Source organism: Streptomyces sp. NPDC058145, from assembly GCF_042884245.1.
Taxonomy (GTDB): domain Bacteria; phylum Actinomycetota; class Actinomycetes; order Streptomycetales; family Streptomycetaceae; genus Streptomyces.
Genome location: NZ_JBHVUH010000003.1, coordinates 279,748 through 297,044, shown reverse-complemented (window position 1 = coordinate 297,044; position 17,297 = coordinate 279,748). Strand labels below are relative to the sequence as shown.

General features: G+C 73.6%; 14 protein-coding genes. 8 read left to right on the top strand and 6 right to left on the bottom strand.

The features are described 5' to 3' along the window. Positions 1-239 precede the first annotated feature (239 nt). The gene (locus ACFVVO_RS08190) at positions 240-1,574 is read left to right on the top strand and encodes a TerD family protein (RefSeq protein WP_390053360.1); all 1,335 of its coding nucleotides are present in this window, start codon (positions 240-242) and stop codon (positions 1,572-1,574) included. A 6-nt stretch (positions 1,575-1,580) separates the two neighbouring features. On the opposite strand, the gene ACFVVO_RS08185 is transcribed toward ACFVVO_RS08190, so the two are convergent. Beyond that, positions 1,581-2,756: a glycosyltransferase gene (locus tag ACFVVO_RS08185; RefSeq protein WP_390052809.1), complete on the bottom strand. Its 1,176-nt coding sequence runs from the start codon at positions 2,754-2,756 to the stop codon at positions 1,581-1,583. 56 nt (positions 2,757-2,812) lie between these two features. Here ACFVVO_RS08185 and ACFVVO_RS08180 point away from each other — a divergent pair, with 56 nt between their 5' ends. Both ACFVVO_RS08180 and ACFVVO_RS08175 read left to right on the top strand, forming a co-directional pair. After that, a complete protein-coding gene (locus tag ACFVVO_RS08180) occupies positions 2,813-3,607 on the top strand; it encodes a glutamate racemase (RefSeq protein WP_390052807.1) in 795 nt (264 codons plus the stop codon). Positions 3,608-3,701: 94 nt separating this feature from the next. Beyond that, on the top strand, positions 3,702-4,247 hold the full coding sequence (locus tag ACFVVO_RS08175; protein WP_390052805.1) for a hypothetical protein: 546 nt from the start codon (positions 3,702-3,704) through the stop codon (positions 4,245-4,247). Positions 4,248-4,291: 44 nt separating this feature from the next. Here the strand turns inward: ACFVVO_RS08175 and ACFVVO_RS08170 are convergent, their stop codons facing one another. Next, positions 4,292-5,257: an O-antigen polymerase gene (locus tag ACFVVO_RS08170; RefSeq protein WP_390052803.1), complete on the bottom strand. Its 966-nt coding sequence runs from the start codon at positions 5,255-5,257 to the stop codon at positions 4,292-4,294. Between the two features lie 307 nt (positions 5,258-5,564). On the opposite strand from ACFVVO_RS08170, the gene lnt reads away from it, so the two are divergent. The 4 genes from lnt to ACFVVO_RS08150 all read left to right on the top strand — a co-directional run bounded on the left by lnt (position 5,565) and on the right by ACFVVO_RS08150 (position 10,626). After that, on the top strand, positions 5,565-7,175 hold the full coding sequence (lnt, locus tag ACFVVO_RS08165; protein WP_390052801.1) for an apolipoprotein N-acyltransferase: 1,611 nt from the start codon (positions 5,565-5,567) through the stop codon (positions 7,173-7,175). A gap of 66 nt (positions 7,176-7,241) precedes the next feature. Next, positions 7,242-7,721, top strand: coding sequence for an NUDIX domain-containing protein (locus tag ACFVVO_RS08160; RefSeq protein WP_390052800.1), 480 nt, complete (start codon positions 7,242-7,244; stop codon positions 7,719-7,721). Between the two features lie 54 nt (positions 7,722-7,775). Beyond that, positions 7,776-8,597 (top strand): 3-hydroxybutyrate dehydrogenase, encoded by an 822-nt coding sequence (locus ACFVVO_RS08155; RefSeq protein ID WP_390052799.1) that lies wholly within the window; start codon positions 7,776-7,778, stop codon positions 8,595-8,597. Positions 8,598-8,673: 76 nt separating this feature from the next. Beyond that, positions 8,674-10,626: a helix-turn-helix domain-containing protein gene (locus tag ACFVVO_RS08150; protein ID WP_390052797.1), complete on the top strand. Its 1,953-nt coding sequence runs from the start codon at positions 8,674-8,676 to the stop codon at positions 10,624-10,626. Positions 10,627-10,676: 50 nt separating this feature from the next. Here the strand turns inward: ACFVVO_RS08150 and ACFVVO_RS08145 are convergent, their stop codons facing one another. From ACFVVO_RS08145 to ACFVVO_RS08130, 4 genes are all read right to left on the bottom strand, one after another. Continuing rightward, on the bottom strand, positions 10,677-12,053 hold the full coding sequence (locus ACFVVO_RS08145) for an MFS transporter (protein ID WP_390052795.1): 1,377 nt from the start codon (positions 12,051-12,053) through the stop codon (positions 10,677-10,679). Between the two features lie 250 nt (positions 12,054-12,303). Then, positions 12,304-13,326, bottom strand: a complete 1,023-nt coding sequence (locus tag ACFVVO_RS08140) for a TolB family protein (RefSeq protein WP_390052793.1) — start codon at positions 13,324-13,326, stop codon at positions 12,304-12,306. 23 nt (positions 13,327-13,349) lie between these two features. After that, positions 13,350-14,621 (bottom strand): MFS transporter, encoded by a 1,272-nt coding sequence (locus tag ACFVVO_RS08135; protein WP_390052791.1) that lies wholly within the window; start codon positions 14,619-14,621, stop codon positions 13,350-13,352. A gap of 26 nt (positions 14,622-14,647) precedes the next feature. Further along, positions 14,648-15,496, bottom strand: a complete 849-nt coding sequence (locus ACFVVO_RS08130) for a glycosyltransferase (protein WP_390052789.1) — start codon at positions 15,494-15,496, stop codon at positions 14,648-14,650. Between the two features lie 342 nt (positions 15,497-15,838). On the opposite strand from ACFVVO_RS08130, the gene ACFVVO_RS08125 reads away from it, so the two are divergent. Beyond that, positions 15,839-17,281 (top strand): sugar transferase, encoded by a 1,443-nt coding sequence (locus tag ACFVVO_RS08125; protein ID WP_390052787.1) that lies wholly within the window; start codon positions 15,839-15,841, stop codon positions 17,279-17,281. Positions 17,282-17,297 lie beyond the last annotated feature (16 nt).

Below are 17,297 nucleotides of genomic sequence, written 5' to 3'. Positions count from 1 at the left end.
ACGTGGGATCCCCAATACGAGCGAACTCGGCAAAAAAGGACGCCGATCAGGGTTTGGATCGTGTAAAAGCCGAGCTCCTGACGGGTTACCGGCGGTTGACCGGCGATCTTCGCCGGTCTTCCTGTGCCACCTCATGTGCGATCGCCGCCCCCGGGAATAGGTTGGACGGGTAGCGATCATCCGGGGCGCCCGGCAACGTCCGGGACGCACACCGACACCTGATGGGGGCGGACATGACAATGCCGAAAGGATCGAATGCGCCGGTGCCGGCCACGGCCCTGCGCGTCGAATTGGGCTGGCGCCCGGGGCCCTCGGTGCCCGACGCGGACGCCTCGGCGCTGCTGCTCGCGGCCGGAAAGGTCCGCTCCGACGGGGACTTCGTCTTCTACAACCAGCCCGCGCACCCCTCCGGCGCGGTCCGGCACGAGGGCAAACGGACCGCCGGTGAGCGGGTCACCGACACCCTCCTCGTCGACCTCACGCGCGTGGAGAGCGGGATCGACCGGATCGTCCTCGCCGCCTCGTCCGACGGCGGGACGTTCGGGCAGGTTCCCGGCCTCTACATCGAGGTGACCGAGGACGGCGGCGGTGCGGTGGTCGCCCGCTTCGACAGCCCCGGCGCGACCTCCGAGACCGCCTTCCTGCTCGGCGAGTTCTACCGGCGCCAGGGCGGCTGGAAGTTCCGCGCCGTCGGCCAGGGCTACAGCAGCGGACTCGAGGGCCTGGCAACCGACTTCGGCATCACCGTCGACGAACCGCAGCAGCACGCCGCGCCGCCCGCGTCCCCGTCGTCGCCCGCCACGCCGCCCCCGTCGCCCGTAACGCAGCCCTCCCCGCCCGCCGCGTCGCCACCCCCACCCGCCGCGCCGCCGGTGACCATGCCGCCGCCGGTCACCGCGCCGGTCCCGCTGCCGCCGCCCCCGGCAGCCGCCGCGGCCGAGCCGGTCCGCCTCTCCAAAGTGACCCTCACCAAGGCCGCCCCCTCCGTCTCGCTGGCCAAGCAGGGCGGCACTTCAGGGGCCCTGCGGGTCAACCTGAACTGGCAGGTGCGCAAGCAGTTCCCGGCCTGGGGCGGCCGATGGGGCGGCGGTCAGGGCGGCGTCGACCTCGACCTGTGCGCCCTGTACGAACTCACCGACGGGCGCAAGGGCGTCGTACAGGCCCTCGGCAACGCCTTCGGATCCCTGAACCGTCCGCCGTACATCCATCTGGACGGCGACGACCGCACCGGCGCGGCGGCGAACGGCGAGAACCTCACCGTCAACCTCGACCACAAGCGGGACTTCCGGCGCCTCCTGGTCTTCGTCACCATCTACGAGGGCGCCGCCTCCTTCGCCGACCTGCACGCCACGGTCACCCTCCAGCCCCAGCACGGCGCCCCGATCGACTTCTCCCTGGACGAGTGCACGGTCCCGTCCACGGTCTGCGCGCTCGCCCTGATCACCAACACGGGCGGCGACCTCGTCGTCCAGCGCGAGGCGCGGTACCTGGTGCCCGAGCGGGGGGTGAGTCCGCAGCGGACCATAGACCGCGCCTACGGCTGGGGCATGAACTGGACACCCGGCCGCAAGTGAACCGGGTCAGCCCTCGTCGGGCCGCACCTGCGGACGCGCGTACGTGCGGCCCTTCCAGGCCGCACCCCGCCCCCGGTAGTGCTGCACGGCCGAGTCCACCGTCATCAAGAGATAGAGGAGAGCGGTGAACGGCAGCAGCGGCGCGAGCCACAGCGGCTGCCGGTAGTAACGGAGCATCGGCAGGTACGTGGCCGCCATCACCGCCCACGCCGGCGCGCCCGCCACCGCCGTGGCCGTACTGCCCGTGACGGCCCCCGCCACCACGGCCGCGGGCGGCACCAGGTACACCAGGGCGAGCCCGGCGACCGTGCCGAGCAGCAGCGGCGGGCTGTGCCGCAACTGGGCGTAGGCGCTGCGCGAGACCATGCGCCACAGGTCGTGCAGCCGCGGATAGGGCCGCACGCTGTCCACCCGGTCGGCCAGCCCCAGCCAGACATGACCACCGGCGCGCTTCACCGCGCGCGCGAGGGCGACGTCGTCGATGACGGCGTGCCGGATGGCGTCCGGGATCCCCGCCCGCTCCGCCATGTCCGCGCGCAGCAGTACGCAGCCGCCCGCCGCTGCCGCCGTACGCGATCCCCGCCGGCCGATCCGGCGGAACGGATACAGCTGCGCGAAGAAGTAGACGAACGCCGGCACCACGAGCCGCTCCCACAGGCTCTCCACCCGCAGCCGCGCCATCTGCGACACCACGTCGAAGCCGCCGGTGCGGGCCGCCGCCACCAGCTCCCGCAGGCTGTCCGGCGCGTGCGCGATGTCGGCGTCCGTCAGGAGCAGGTACTCGGGGTCACGCGCGCGTGCCAGGGCGATGCCGTGCCGCACCGCCCAGAGCTTGCCCGTCCAGCCCGCCGGCGGCTCGCCGGGGGAGTCCACCGTCAGCGGCAGCCCTGCGTGCCTGCGCGACAGCTCGCGGGCCAGCTCCCCGGTGCCGTCCGTGCTCCCGTCGTCCACCAGGACGATCTCGGCGCGCCCCGGATAGTCTTGCGCGAGCAGCGACGGCAGACTCGCGGGCAGCACCGCGGCCTCGTCCCGGGCCGGAACCACGACGCACACCGACGGCCAGTCACCGGGACTGCGGCGCGGTGGCAGCCGGACGTCCGTGCGCCAGAAGAAGCCCTGGCACAGCAGCAGCCAGCACCAGGCGGCGAGGGAGGCGACGGCGATCCACACGATGGCGCTCACGGGCGCAGTCTGCCCCACCCGGCCGGCCGGCGGAGCCCATCGTCTATCGTGGCCGGGTGAAGATCGCGCTCATGGACTCCGGAATCGGCCTGCTGGCGGCCACCGCCGCGGTACGGCGCCTGCGGCCCGACGCGGACCTCGTCCTCTCCCTCGACCCCGACGGCATGCCCTGGGGACCGCGCACCACCGAGGACCTCACCACGCGAGCCCTGGCCGTCGCCGACGCCGCCGCGGCCCACCGGCCGGACGCCCTGATCATCGGCTGCAACACCGCCACCGTGCACGCGCTGCCCGCCCTGCGTGCCCGTCTGGAGCCCGACATCCCGGTGATCGGCACGGTCCCGGCGATCAAGCCGGCCGTCGCCGGCGGCGGCCCGGTCGCCATCTGGGCCACGCCCGCCACCACCGGCAGCCCCTACCAGCGCGGTCTCATCGAGGAGTTCGCCGACGGGGTCCCGGTCACCGAGGTGCCCTGCTGGGGGCTGGCCGAGGCCGTGGAACACGCGGACGAGGCGGCCATCGACGTCGCCGTCGCCGCCGCGGCCGCGCTGACCCCGGACGACGTCACGACCGTCGTCCTGGGCTGCACCCACTACGAACTGGTGGCGGACCGTATCCGCGCCGCCGTACGGAACGGAAGCGCCACCCCGCTCGCCCTGCACGGCTCCGCCGGGGCCGTTGCCGCCCAAGCCCTGCGCCGCCTCGGCGAACAGCCCGCCCCCGGGGGCCCCGCCGAGGGCACGCTGACAGTGCTGCTCAGCGGCCGCGAGGGCGCGCTTCCCGCGGCCGCGCTGCTCTACCCCGAGGGACGGCTGCTGCCGTCCGCGGGTCCGCTCGCCGACCGGCGCTGACCCGGGACGCCCGCGGCTCGTGTCTGGGCCGCCCGGAGCAGTCACCGTCCGCGCGCGGGTACCCGCGCACCGAAACCTGAGTAACCTCATATCCATGAGCGAGCACCGCCACGCCGAGGACGCCTCGCACCCCGACGTCTGGACCGGACGCGCCACCAACCGGGTCCAGTGGCTGCTGGCGCTGGTGGGCGCCGCCTGCTTGGCGCTCGGCATCGAGCTGGCCGTGGAATCCGCCTGGACCTCCGGCGTCGCCGCGCTGGCGATGTCCGTCGTCGGCTGCATCGCGGCCGGCCTGCTGGTCCTCTTCGGCACCCTGGCCTTCGTGCACGTCGACCTGAAACTCGAGAAGGACTGCCTCGAGGTGCGCTGCGGCCACATCGGAGTGCCGCGCCGCCGCATCCCCCTCTCCGAGGTCGCCGGAGCCGACTTCGCCGCCCTCGTCACCCCCTGCAACTGGGGTGGCTGGGGCTACCGCTGGCGCCCCGAGAAGGGCACGGCCGTGGTCGTCCGCCGCGGCGAGGGCATCGTGCTCAGGCTGTGGGACGGCCACACCTTCACGATCACCGTGGACAACGCGGAGTCCGCGGTCCGCGTCATCAGAGCCCGGCTGCGGGCGATCACACCGGGCACCATCAGCTGACCCGCACGAGTTCCGGCCCGACCGGCTCCGCTGGTACGGGTTCGCTACGGCTCCGTGTCGTCCCCGGCCCACGGCCGTGCCGTCGCCCACCCCGCCAGCAGCCCCGCCCCCGCCGTCACCGCGGTGAAGCTGAGCGCGTTGCCGACCGCGGCGAGCACGGCGAGCACGGTCAGTGCCGCGCCCGCGGTGAGGGCCACCGGGGTGGAACGCGGGGAGCGCCACAGGGCGTGCAGCACCCAGCCGTGCACGGCGACCAGCAGCAGCACCCCGACCAGGCCCTGCTCGGCCGCCTGCTGGAGCGGGGCCGAGTGCGGTCTGCCGTCGGCCAGTGCTCCCTGCGGCCCGGCGGCACCGAACTCGCCGAAGCGGCCGGGGCCGACGCCGAGCAGGGTGTCGCGGCCGGTCAGCCGCAGGGCGTCCCGCCACAGCTCTGGCCGGCTCCCGGTGAACCGGCCCCGCAGGGCCTCGGTGAGACCGGTGGGCAGCGCGTCCGCCGCGACCGCCCACACCGCCGCCGCGGGCACGACCGCCGTGAGGGCCAGCCCGGCGACACCGGCGCCCCGGCAGGGCATCGCGCCCGCCGCGAGCGAACACAGCAGAACGGCCGCGCTGGCCGCGCAGCCGACGGCCGAGCCGGCCGCGGCGCCGGTCAGCGCGATGCCGGCGGCCAGCAGCCGCAGACCGAGCCGGGTCGCCGGCCGGCGCGCCGACCAGGCGGCACAGCAGGCCGCCCCGGTCGCCAGCGCCAGCAGCGCGGCGGTGGCACCGGCGTGCCCGAGCGGGACGGTGTACCGGGGGCCGGGGGAGAGATCGGGCATCACCAGCGGCATGACCGCTCCCGTGACCGCACCGGCCGCCGGCGCGGCCACCGGCAGCAGCGACCCGGAGATACGTCCCGCGGCGTAGCCGGCGGCCACGGCGAGCACCGCGAGCAGCACGCCCTCGGGCCGCCCCTCATGGGCCGCCGCCGTGATCAGCGACCAGGCGGCGCACGCGCCCAGGAGGATCATGCCCGCACCGTCAGAAACGTTTCGTCCGGCGTGCCGGCAATCGGCGCCGTCCGCGCCGGCCGCGGATCTCATTCCCGTCGACCCCACCCCGTAGCCCCTCCTGCCCAGGTCCCCCGACCTGTGGCGGTCCCCGGCGGCGCACACCGGACCGGGCCGCACCGCTGAGGCTGGGCACACCGTAACGGCTGATGGCCGCTTTGTGGACGAGTCGCGCGGGAACGCGTGACCGGCGACGGGACGCCGGAGGCGGCCGGGACGTCCTGGACGGCGCTGTCGGCATCGAGGGCGACCGCCGTACACTCCCCGGGTGACCGTCACCGCAACTTCCGTGGACCAGTCCGACCAGCTCAGGCCGCCCTCCGCGCCGGCGGCGCGCCGCAGCCGGCTCCTGCGTCCGGTCCCGGCCGTCGCCTCCGCCCTGTGCGGAGTGCTGCTCTACGTCAGCTTCCCGCCGCGCACCCTGTGGTGGCTGGCCCTGCCCGCCTTCGCCGGCCTCGCCTGGGTGCTGCGCGGCCGCGGCTGGAAGGCGGCGCTGGGTCTCGGCTACCTCTTCGGGCTCGGCTTCCTGCTGCCGCTGCTGGTGTGGACGGGCGTGGAGGTCGGTCCCGGACCCTGGCTCGCCCTCGTCGCCATCGAGGCGGTCTTCGTGGCCCTGGTCGGCGTCGGTGTGGCCGCGGTGTCGAGACTGCCGGCCTGGCCCGTGTGGGCGGCCGCCCTGTGGATCGCCGGCGAGGCGGTACGCGCACGCGTGCCCTTCCGCGGCTTCCCCTGGGGCAAGATCGCCTTCGGCCAGGCGGACGGCGTCTTCCTGCCGCTCGCCGCGGTGGGCGGCACGCCGGTGCTCGGCTTCGCCGTCGTCCTGTGCGGATTCGGCCTGTACGAGGCCGGGCGTCTGCTCGCCGAGCGGCGCCGCACCGGGACCCTGCGGCGCGGGGCGGCGGCCGCCGCCCTGCTGAGCGTCGCCGTCCCGGTGGCGGGAGCGGTCGCCGCCCGGCCGCTGGTGAGCGACGAGGCGCAGGACGGCACCGCGACCGTCGCGGTCATCCAGGGCAACGTCCCCCGCGCCGGTCTGGAGTTCAGCGCCCAGCGCCGGGCCGTGCTCGACCACCACGCGCGGGAGACCCTCAAGCTCGCCGCCGACATCAAGGCGGGCAAGGCCGCGAAGCCCGACTACGTGCTGTGGCCGGAGAACTCCTCCGACATCGACCCCTTCACCAATCCGGACGCGGCGGCCGTCATCAGCGAGGCGGCCCGGGCCGTCGGGGTGCCGATCTCGGTCGGCGGGGTCGTGGAGAAGGACGGCAGGCTGCTCAACGAGCAGATCCTGTGGGACCCGGTCAAGGGACCGATCCAGACCTACGACAAGCGGCAGGTGCAGCCGTTCGGCGAGTACCTTCCGCTGCGCGGCCTGGTCGGCGCGATCAACAAGGACTGGACGGGCATGGTCCGCCAGGACTTCAGCCGGGGCAGCGAGCCGGGCGTCTTCGACTTCGGCGGCGCCAGGGTCGGACTCGCCACCTGCTACGAGGCCGCCTTCGACTGGGCGGTCCGGGACACGGTCACGCACGGCGCGGAGATGATCTCGGTGCCGAGCAACAACGCCACCTTCGACCGCAGCGAGATGACCTACCAGCAGCTCGCCATGTCCCGCGTCCGTGCCGTCGAGCACAGCCGGACCGTGACCGTGCCGGTCACCAGCGGCGTCAGCGCGGTCATCATGCCGGACGGCAGGATCACCGGGAAGACCGGCATGTTCGTGCCCGCCTACCTCGTGCAGAAGGTGCCGCTGCGCACCTCCGAGACGCCCGCGACCCGGCTCGGCATCCTGCCCGAGATCGCCCTGGTGCTGGTCGCCGCGGGCGGACTCGGCTGGGCGATCGGCTCCGGTGTGCGCGCCCGGCGCGCCGGTGGCGCGTAGCCGTACGACGGCCGTGGGCCCCCTGACAAGCGCGGGAGCCGTGGACCGGCCCGTTAGGGTCGGTCCATGGCTACTCCTGACTTCATCCGCACCCTCCGGGCCAGCGCCGGTCAGCAGCTGCTGTGGCTCCCCGGGGTCACCGCGATCGTCTTCGACGACGACGGCAGAGTGCTGCTGGGCCGGCGGTCCGACACCCGCAGGTGGTCGGTGATCGGAGGCATCCCGGAACCCGGCGAGCAGCCCGCGGCCTGCGCGGTGCGGGAGGTGTTCGAGGAGACGGCGGTGACGTGCGTCCCCGAGCGGGTCGTCCTCGTCCAGGCCCTTGATCCGGTCACCTACACCAACGGGGACGTCTGCCAGTACATGGACATCACCTTCCGCTGCCGTGCGGTGGGCGGCGAGGCCCGGGTCAACGACGACGAGTCGCTGGAGGTGGGCTGGTTCACGGTGGACGCCCTGCCGGACCTCAACGAGTTCGGGCTCTTCCGGATCAAGCAGGCCATGTCCGAGGCACCCACATGGTTCGACCCTATGACTATTGGCTGAAGTGTGGGTGGCGACCACATGTGGTGAGGGGTGGGCCCCGCTTATCGTCGGCTCATGACCACGTCCAGCCCGCCACCCGCCGTCCAGCCCCCCGCCGCGCACCACTCCCTCGACCTCGGCGGCCGCACCGCCCTCGTCACCGGCGCCGCCAGCGGCATCGGGCGCGCCTGCGCGCTGCGGCTCGCCGCCGCCGGCGCCGAGGTGAGAGCCGTCGACCGGGACGCGGCGGGCCTCGCCGAGCTGGCGGAACTCGCCCAGCGGGCCGGCGACCTCACGGGCACGGTCGTACCCCACGTCCTGGACCTCACCGACCTCGACGCCGCCGAGCGCGTCGCCGCCGGCACCGACGTCCTGGTCAACAACGCCGGACTGCAACTGGTGCGCCCCCTGGAGCAGTTCCCGCCCGAGGTCTTCCACACCGTGCTGACCGTGATGCTGGAGGCACCGTTCCGGCTCATCCGGGGCGCTCTGCCGCACATGTACGCGCAAGGGTGGGGGCGGATCGTCAACGTGTCCTCCGTGCACGGACTGCGCGCCTCGGCCTTCAAGTCCGCCTATGTGGCCGCCAAGCACGGCCTCGAAGGCCTGTCCAAGACGGCCGCGCTGGAAGGCGCCCCGCACGGGGTGACCTCCAACTGTGTGAACCCCGCCTATGTGCGCACCCCACTGGTCGAGAAGCAGATCGCCGATCAGGCGCAGGCCCACGGCATCCCCGAGGAACGCGTCCTGTCCGAGATCCTGCTGAAGGACAGCGCCGTCCAGCGGCTCATCGAACCCGAGGAGGTGGCCGACGCCATGGCCTACCTGTGCGGGCCGCAGGCCTCCTTCGTCACCGGCACCTCCCTCGTCCTCGACGGCGGGTGGACGGCCCACTGAGCGGGCCGGCGCCGCCGGGCCCGGGACTTTTCCACAGGCCCGCCAGGCCGGGCCGCCGATGCGGAATCCTGTGACCATGTCTCGCGATCACGTCCAGCCGGCCGGACCCCCCGCCTCCGAGGGCGCCAAGGGGGTGCCCGACGACGGCGCGGGCGCCCCCTACCTCGAACTGCTGGCCCGCGACGCCCCGGTGGAGGCCTACGAGCAGCCGGTGCTGCTGGCCCGCGCCGAGGGACAGCCGGCCGACCGGGTCGCCGCGCTGGAACGGGCCAAGCTGCTCGCCCTGCGGGTCCGCTCCGAGCTGGAGGGGCGCCGCAGGCGCGAGGCCGAGCTGTCGGCGCTGTTCGAGACCGCCCACGACCTGGCCGGCCTCCGGGACCTGGACGCCGTCCTGCCGGCCATCGTGCAGCGCGCCCGGTCCCTGCTGAGCACGGACGTCGCCTACCTCAGCCTCAACGACCCGGCACGCGGCGACACCTACATGCGCGTGACCGAGGGCTCCGTGGCCGCCCGCTTCCAGCAACTGCGCCTCGGCATGGGCGAGGGGCTCGGCGGGCTGGTCGCCCAGACCGCGCGGCCGTACGTCACCGACGACTACTTCAAGGACGCCCGCTTCCAGCACACCCGCGCCATCGACGCCGGCGTCGAGGACGAGGGCCTGATCGCCATCCTCGGCGTACCGCTGATGCTCGGCCCGAACGTCATCGGCGTCCTCTTCGCCGCCGACCGGCGCGCCCGTGTCTTCGAACGCGGGCAGATCGCCCTGCTCGGCTCCTTCGCCGCGCTCGCGGCGGCCGCCATCGACACCGCCAACCTGCTCAGTGAGACCCGCTCGGCGCTGGCCGGTCTGGAGCGGGCCAACGAGATCATCCGGGACCGCAGCGCGGTCATCGAGCGCGCCTCCGAGGTGCACGACCGGCTCGCCGAACTGGTGCTGCGCGGCGGCGGGGTTCACGACGTGGCCGCGGCCGTCTCCCAGGTCATCGACGGCACGGTCGAGTTCACCGAGACCGGCACGGCGCCGGCCGGGGCCCTGAAGGCGTCCCGGGCCGAGGGACACGCGGTACGGCACCAGGGCGACTGGATCGCCGCGGTGGTCGCGGGCGGCGAACTGCTCGGCGCGCTCGTGCTGCGCGGCCACCCGGACCTCGACCCCGTCGACCAGCGCACCCTGGAACGCGCGGCGATGGTCACCTCGCTGCTCCTGCTGGCCCGCCGGTCCGCCGCCGAGGCCGAACACCGGGTGCGGGGCGAACTGCTGGACGACCTCCTGGACGCCCGCGACCGCGATCCACGCCTGCTGCGCGAACGCGCCGCCCGGCTGCACGCCGACCTGGACGCCACCCATGTCGTCCTCGCCGCCCGGCTCGACGGGCCGGCCGCCGACGCCGACGAGGAGGCCGCCGCCCGGCGGCGCCTGTGGTCCGCCGCCTCCCACCTCGCCGCCACCCGGCACGGTCTGGCCGCCTCCCGGGACGGCGGCACGGTCCTGCTGCTCCCGCTCGCCGCCGGCGACAGCGCCACGGAGCTGGCCCGCCGGACCGCCCGCCACCTCGGCACGGCCGTCCACCAGGCCGTCACCGTCGGCGCCTCCGCCCCGGTCACCGATCTCACCGTCCACCACGACACCGTGGCCGGCGCCTACGCCGAGGGCCGCCGCTGCCTGGACGCGCTGCGCCTGCTGGGCCGGGGCGGAGACGGCGCGGCGGCCGAGGACTTCGGCTTCCTCGGCCTGCTCCTCGCCGGCGACCGGGACGTGGGCGGCTTCGTCGGCCGCACCATCGGCCCTGTCGTCGACTACGACGAGCGCCGCGGCACGGAGCTGCTGCACACCCTGGACGCCTACTTCGCCTGCGGAATGAGCCCGGCCCGCACCAAGGACGCCCTCCACGTGCACGTGAACACCGTCGCCCAGCGGCTGGAGCGGGTGGGCCGGCTGCTGGGCGAGGACTGGCAGACGCCGGCCCGCGCCCTGGAGATCCAGCTGGCCCTGAGGCTGCACCGACTGGCGACCCCGGAACGGCACTGACCGGCCCCCCCCACGAGGGAGCCGGTCGGTGCGGTGAGCCGTACGGCCGGTCAGACGGTGCCCGCCCTGGCCGCCGGGTTCGCCTCGGTGGGGTCGCCGTCCCGGGGCTCCACCTCGGCGAGGTCCCGGTGCCGGGTCTCCTGGGCCATACCCACGGCGATCAGTGTGAGCACGGCCGCCGCGATCACGTACAGGGCGATCGGAGTGGAGCTGCCGTAGTCGGCCAGCAGCGCCGTGGCGATCAGCGGTGCGGGCGCACCGGCGGCCACGGAGGCGAACTGGGCGCCGATGGAGGCGCCGGAGTACCGCATCCGGGTCGCGAACATCTCGGCGAAGAAGGCCGCCTGGGGCGCGTACATGGCCCCGTGCAGCACCAGCCCGACGGTGACCGCCAGCAGCAGGTACCCGAAGGAACCGGTGTCGACGAGCCAGAAGAACGGGAACATCCACAGCCCGACGCCGGCCGCGCCCAGCAGGTACACGGGCCGCCGTCCGACCCGGTCGGAGAGCGCGCCCCAGGCCGGGATCACGGCGAAGTGCACGGCGGAGGCGATGAGTACGGTGTTCAGCGCGGTCTGCTTCGAGACACCGGCGGACGTGGTGGCGTACACGAGGATGAACGCGGTGATGACGTAGTAGCTGATGTTCTCCGCCATGCGGGCACCCATGGCGACGAGCACGTCCTTCCAGTGGTGGCGCAGCACGGAGACGAGCGGCAGCTTCTCCGGCTTCTCGGCGCGCCGGGTCTCGGCCCGCCGCAGCGCCTCCTTGAAGACGGGGGACTCGTCCACGGAGAGGCGGATCCACAGACCGACCATCACCAGCACACCGGAGAGCAGGAACGGTATCCGCCATCCCCAGCTGCCGAAGGCGTCGTCCGAGAGCAAGGCGGTGAGCAGCGACAGCACACCGGTCGCCAGCAACTGCCCGGCCGGCGCGCCCGTCTGCGGCCACGATGCCCAGAACCCGCGCCGCCGCGCGTCCCCGTGCTCGGAGACCAGCAGGACGGCACCGCCCCACTCGCCGCCGAGCGCGAATCCCTGGATCAGGCGCAGCGTGGTCAGCAGCACCGGCGCGGCGGAGCCGACGGTCGCGTGCGTGGGCAGCAGTCCGATGGCGAAGGTCGCCCCGCCCATCATCAGCAGACTCAGCACCAGCAGCTTCTTGCGCCCCAGCCGGTCACCGTAGTGCCCGAACACCAGGGCCCCCAGCGGGCGGGCCGCGAACCCGACGGCATACGTCAGGAACGACAGCAGCGTTCCGACGAGCGGGTCGGAGTCCGGGAAGAAGAGCTTGTTGAACACCAGCGCGGCGGCGGAACCGTACAGGAAGAAGTCGTACCACTCGATGGTGGTGCCGATGAGGCTCGCGGCGACGATGCGGGGGAGGTTCGAAGGAGCGGGTGGGGCGCTTGCTGGCGACGACATCGGCACCACTTCCTGCGTGTGACGGGGACGTTTGTGTGTCGCCACACCGTAGGAACGTGTGGGTCGTAGGCGTATGTGGTGGGGCACCATAGTTTTGCGTGTGGGAGTGCGTGCACCGACCATGGAGGACGGCACCTCTCAGCCACTCTGGGGCCTTGACCGTACGGAACCCCGCCTCCCGCCTGACCGTGTGGGGGCCCGCCTCGGGTCTCTACGAGCTTTCATGCCGTGGCGCGGCGCACGCCTCCGGCTACAGCGGCGCCGGTGAGGAAGCACCCGCGATCAGCAGGCGGGGGGTTCCCGTGCCGTCGGCGGGCACGGTCCACAGGTCGCTGCTGCCCACCTCGCCGTTGGCGGGCAGGGCGTAGGCGAGGGTGCGGTCGTCCAGCCAGGTGGCCTGGTCGTCGACGCTGTGGCGCTCGGCCAGCGGTGTCTGGCGCAGGGTGCGCAGATCGAGGACGTACTCGTGCCAGAGCGTGGCGCCGGACAGGACCCGCTTCTTGAAGGCGACCCGGGTGCCGTCGGGGGAGAGCGAGGGGCACTCCACGTTCTCCACCAGGGTGGTGACCGAACGCCGGGAGAGCGAACCGCGCACCAGATACGTCTTGTCGGCGGTGTTGAGGGTGGCGTAGAAGGTGTCGTCGTCGGAGGCGAAGGTGACGCCCCAGAAGTTGATGTCCGAGGCGTGGTACGGCTTGCCGTCCTTGACGACCGAGAACTTCTCCAGGCTGGGGATCAGCCGCATGGTGCGGGTGTCCAGGATCGAGGTCCGGGTGGAGAAGAAGGCGGAGGAGTAGGACTCGCCGGAGACGAAGACGGTCCAGGCGGCGAAGCGGCCGCTGGGCGAGACCCGGGCCCGGCTGGGCGTGCCCGCGAGCGGGAAGTCACGCCGGGTGCGGAGGTTCGCGTCCAGGAGCAGGGCGCGGTTGCTCTGCTTGAGGACGCCGGGATTGGACTGGAGGCAGACGCCGGTGCCGGCCGCCGTGTAGAAGCGCGCGCACTTCAGCTCCGAGGCGACCCGCCGGCCGCCGGGGTCGGCCGACGGCACCGAGGCGACCGCGGTGCGGTGCGGGCCGGCGGCCGCGTTGACGAACGCCAGGCGGTTCTTCTGGCCGAGCGTCAGCCTGCCCTCGCCGACGGCGGGCCCGCCCGCCTGCGGCCGGTCGGCGCGGTCGGCGCGGTCGGCGGCGTGCAGGACCACGCCGGTGCCCAGGCCCGCGAGCAGCAGGACCGCCGCGACGAGTATGAGCAGACGGCGGTGGAGCGTGGTCATCCGGATCCTTGGGGCTGAGGTGGTCATCGGGTCCCGCCGGCCGGCCGCAGCACCAGGCCCGCCACGGCCCCGCAAGCCAGCAGGCCGACCGCCGATCCGGCCAGCGCCGGGCCGTCGCCCCACACCGTCCAGGCGGCACCGAAGGCCAGCGAGCAGCAGAACCGGGCCAGCGCCTGGCTGGTGCCGACGATGGCGAGGCCGCTGGCGCGCAGCTCCTCGGGCACGATGCCGGCGAGGGCGGCCGGGAGCACACCGTCGGTGGCCGCGTAGAACATGCCGTGCAGGGCGAGTACGGCGGGGGCCAGGACCGGCGTGGCCGGCGCCCACAGCAGCAGGGCGTAGGCGATGAGCAGGCCCACATGCCCGGCGAGGAACACGGTGCGGCGCCCGATCCGGTCCGCCAGCGCGCCGGCGGGTACGGCGAGCAGCAGGAACACCGCGGCGGTGCCCAGCGGCAGCAGCGTGAACCACTGCTCGCCGATGCCCGCGCGGCGTTGCAGGAGCAGATAGACGAAGGCGTCGCTGACGGTGGTCAGACCGAGCAGCGCGGCGCAGCCGGCGAGCGCCCGCAGGCGCGGCAGACGCAGCAGCGCCAGTGCCTCGCGCACCCGGACCGGCGGCCTGCCGTCCGGCCCACCCGGTTCGTCCGTCCGCGCCTCCCGCCGCCTGCCGGGTACGAACAGCACCAGCACGAGCACGCCGAGCGCGGCGACGCACGCGCTCACCCCGAACACGGCGTCGTAGCCGTCGGCCGCCGCGCGCAGGATGAGGAAGGCCGCGAGCGGGCCGAGCATCGCGCCGGTGGTGTCCATCGCCCGGTGCACGCCGAAGGCCCGGCCCTGGTTCGCCGCCGGCGTGGACAGGGAGATCATCGCGTCGCGCGGGGCGGTGCGCAGGCCCTTGCCGGTGCGTTCCAGGGCGAGGACCGTGCCGAGCGTGCCGAGGCTGCCGGCGAGCAGCAGCAGCGGCTTGCAGAGCGCGGACAGGCCGTAGCCGAGCCCGGCCATCAGCTTGTGGTTGCGCACCCGGTCGGCGAGATGGCCGCCGGTGAGCTGGACCAGGGCGCTGACGCCGTTGTAGACACCGTCGAGGGTGCCGAACCCCAGCGGGCTGAAGCCGAGTTGGCTGACCAGATACAGCGGCAGGACGGCGGTGACCATCTCCGAGGAGATGTCGGTGATCAGGCTGACCGTGCCGAGCACGAGCACGACCGGGGCGACCCCGCGTCCGGGGCCGCGCCTTCGGCCACGCTCGGTGTCCGCCCCGGCGGGTGTGGAGCGGTCGGTGAGGTACATGATCGGGGACTCCAGGTGCGGTGCGATCAGTTCTGCCGGCTGCTCTCGTCCCGCAGCCAGGTGCCGAAGTCCTCGGCCCCGATGGCCTTTCGGGCCCGCCACCGGGCGACGACCGCCGTGGCGACGAAGACCACGACACCCGCGAGGAGCCTCGGCTCCTCGCGGACCACGGCCAGCAGATCCGCCCTGCTGGTGCGCGCCGACACCTCCCGCGGTTCCCGGTGCCGCTCGACCTGGGCGGTGGACACCGCGGCCCGGATCCGCCGCCTGACCAGATCCGGCCAGGTGCGCGGCGGGTGGACCACGACCCGGGCCGCACCGACCACGAGCCGCTCCTCGGGGGCGAACGCCAGGGACGCGGCCAGGTCGTCCGCCATCAGCGGCGGCAGCGCCGCGATCCGGGCGTACCCGGCCTTGGAGACCGCGATGACGCCCCGGCCGAACAGCCCCTCGCGCACGGCCGGGAGCCGCTGCCACACGCGGTAGTAGGCCCGCACCGGCCAGGCGCAGGCAGCCAGCGGGAGCTGCCGTTCGGGGGCGGTGGCGAGAATGCCGGAGGCGTCGTCGTCGAGGGGCCCGGTCAGCGCCCGCACGTCGGCGCCCGTGATCACGACGTCGGCGTCCACGTAGATCCGCGGGAAGCCGCGCGCGTGGTCGTCACCCGCCCGCAGGGCCGCGTGCTTGGAGGGCACGGGAATCTCCACCACCCGGACGCGCGGGCCGCGTTCGGCCGCGATCCGCGCGGTGTCGTCCGTGCAGCCGTTGCACACGACGACGATGTCGGTCTCGCCCCCGGAGGGGTCCGCCAGCAGCGAATCGAGGAGCCGGCCGAGGACGCGTGCCTCGTTGTGGGCCGGGATCACGATGCTCGTCACCCGGGCAGTATGCCGTCGGTATCGCCCTTGCGCGGTGTGTTTCGTCCAACTGTTCCCGCGACTGCGTCCAGTGGTCTAGATTGAGGTCCGCCGGGCCGGTTTGGGAGGGACGCCTGCACTTGACGGTAAGTCAAGTCGCAGAGTCAGAAGCCGGATACGGCACAGGCAATAGCCAACATGCAGGGTGCGTCGCGCGGTTGGGGAACCGTTGACCGCTCCCTGGTTTTCCGGCGCCGTTGTGTTGAGGAGACGCGACGGCGCTGTTCCGGCCCTGGCCGCGGACTTGCGACCGTATGTCCGCATCGCTCGGTCAGGGGTAGCCGCGCATGTGGTGGGGGGCGCATGACCATTGAGGTCACGCATGAGCAGGTGGTTCTGGATCACAGGAGTCCAGAAGCGCGCCGAAGACCTTGGGAACGGAAGTACCGCACGGTCCTGTTGGTCGCGGACGGCCTGGCGGCCGTGGCCGCGGCCTTAGTGATCCACGGAGCCTACGGCCGCTGGACGGTGGCCCTGGTGCTGCCGCCGATGTGGATCGTGGCGATGCTGGCCTATCGCTCCTACGACCGGGGCGCCCTGGGCCTGGGAACCGAGGAGTACCTGCGGGTGCTGCGCGGGGCCGTCGCCCTGCCGGCACTGGCCGCGTGCGCGTACTGGCTGTTCGCACGCGACCTGGGGCTGCTGCACGACATGATCGCGGCCACGGTGCCCGCCGCCGTGATCGCCCTGTCGGTCCGGTACGCGCTCCGCCGCCGGCTGCACCGGCGCTGGGCGCGGGGCCGGGGCCGCACCGCGACGCTCCTCGTCGGGCCGTCGCACGGGATCGTCGAACTGGTCGCCGTGCTGCGCAGGGCAGGCGGCGCACAGGAGTTGCAGGTCGCCGGCGTGTGCCTGAGCGACCCGGAGAACGCGGTCGCGATCCGCGAGCTGGGGCTCCCCGTCCTCGGCGGGATCAGCGACATGAACGACGTCGTCCGGGCCTTGGGCATCGGCACCGTCGTGGCGCTGCCGGCGCCCGAGTTCGACGCCTCCGTCCTGCGCCGGATGTCCTGGACGGCGGCCGTGCAGGACGTCGACTTCCTGCTGGCACCCGTGTTGACCGACGTGTCCGCCTCCCGGCTGGTGGTACGGCCCACCAACGGAATCCCGCTGATGCGGATACAGGCACCGAACCTCTCCCGGGCCTCCCGGCTGCCCAAGGAACTGCTGGACCGGGCGCTCGCCGCGGCGCTGCTGGCGGTGCTCCTGCCGCCCATGCTGGTGATCGCCCTGGTCGTCCGGCTGGACAGCACCGGTCCCGCGCTGTTCCGGCAGCGCCGGGTGGGCCGCTACGGAAACCACTTCACCATGCTGAAGTTCCGCACGATGCGGGAGGACTCCGAGGCCCTGCGGGCGGAACTGGAGCACCTCAACCAGAACAGCGACGGCCTGCTGTTCAAGGTGAAGGAGGACCCGCGGATCACCCGGGTCGGCTCGCTGCTGCGCCGCAGCTCGCTCGACGAAATCCCGCAGCTGATCAACGTGGTGCTGGGCCACATGTCGCTCGTCGGCCCCCGCCCGTCGCTGCCCGAGGAGGTCGAGGAGTACACGCCGGACATCAAACGCCGGCTGCTCGTGAAGCCCGGCCTCACCGGGCTGTGGCAGGTGAGCGGCCGTTCCGACCTGCCCTGGGACGAGGCGGTCCGGCTCGACCTCGGATACGTGGACAACTGGTCGATGGGCCTCGACCTGACCATCCTGCTGCGCACCGGGTCCGCCGTGGTGCGCGGAGCGGGGGCCTACTGATGGACCGAAGGAAGAG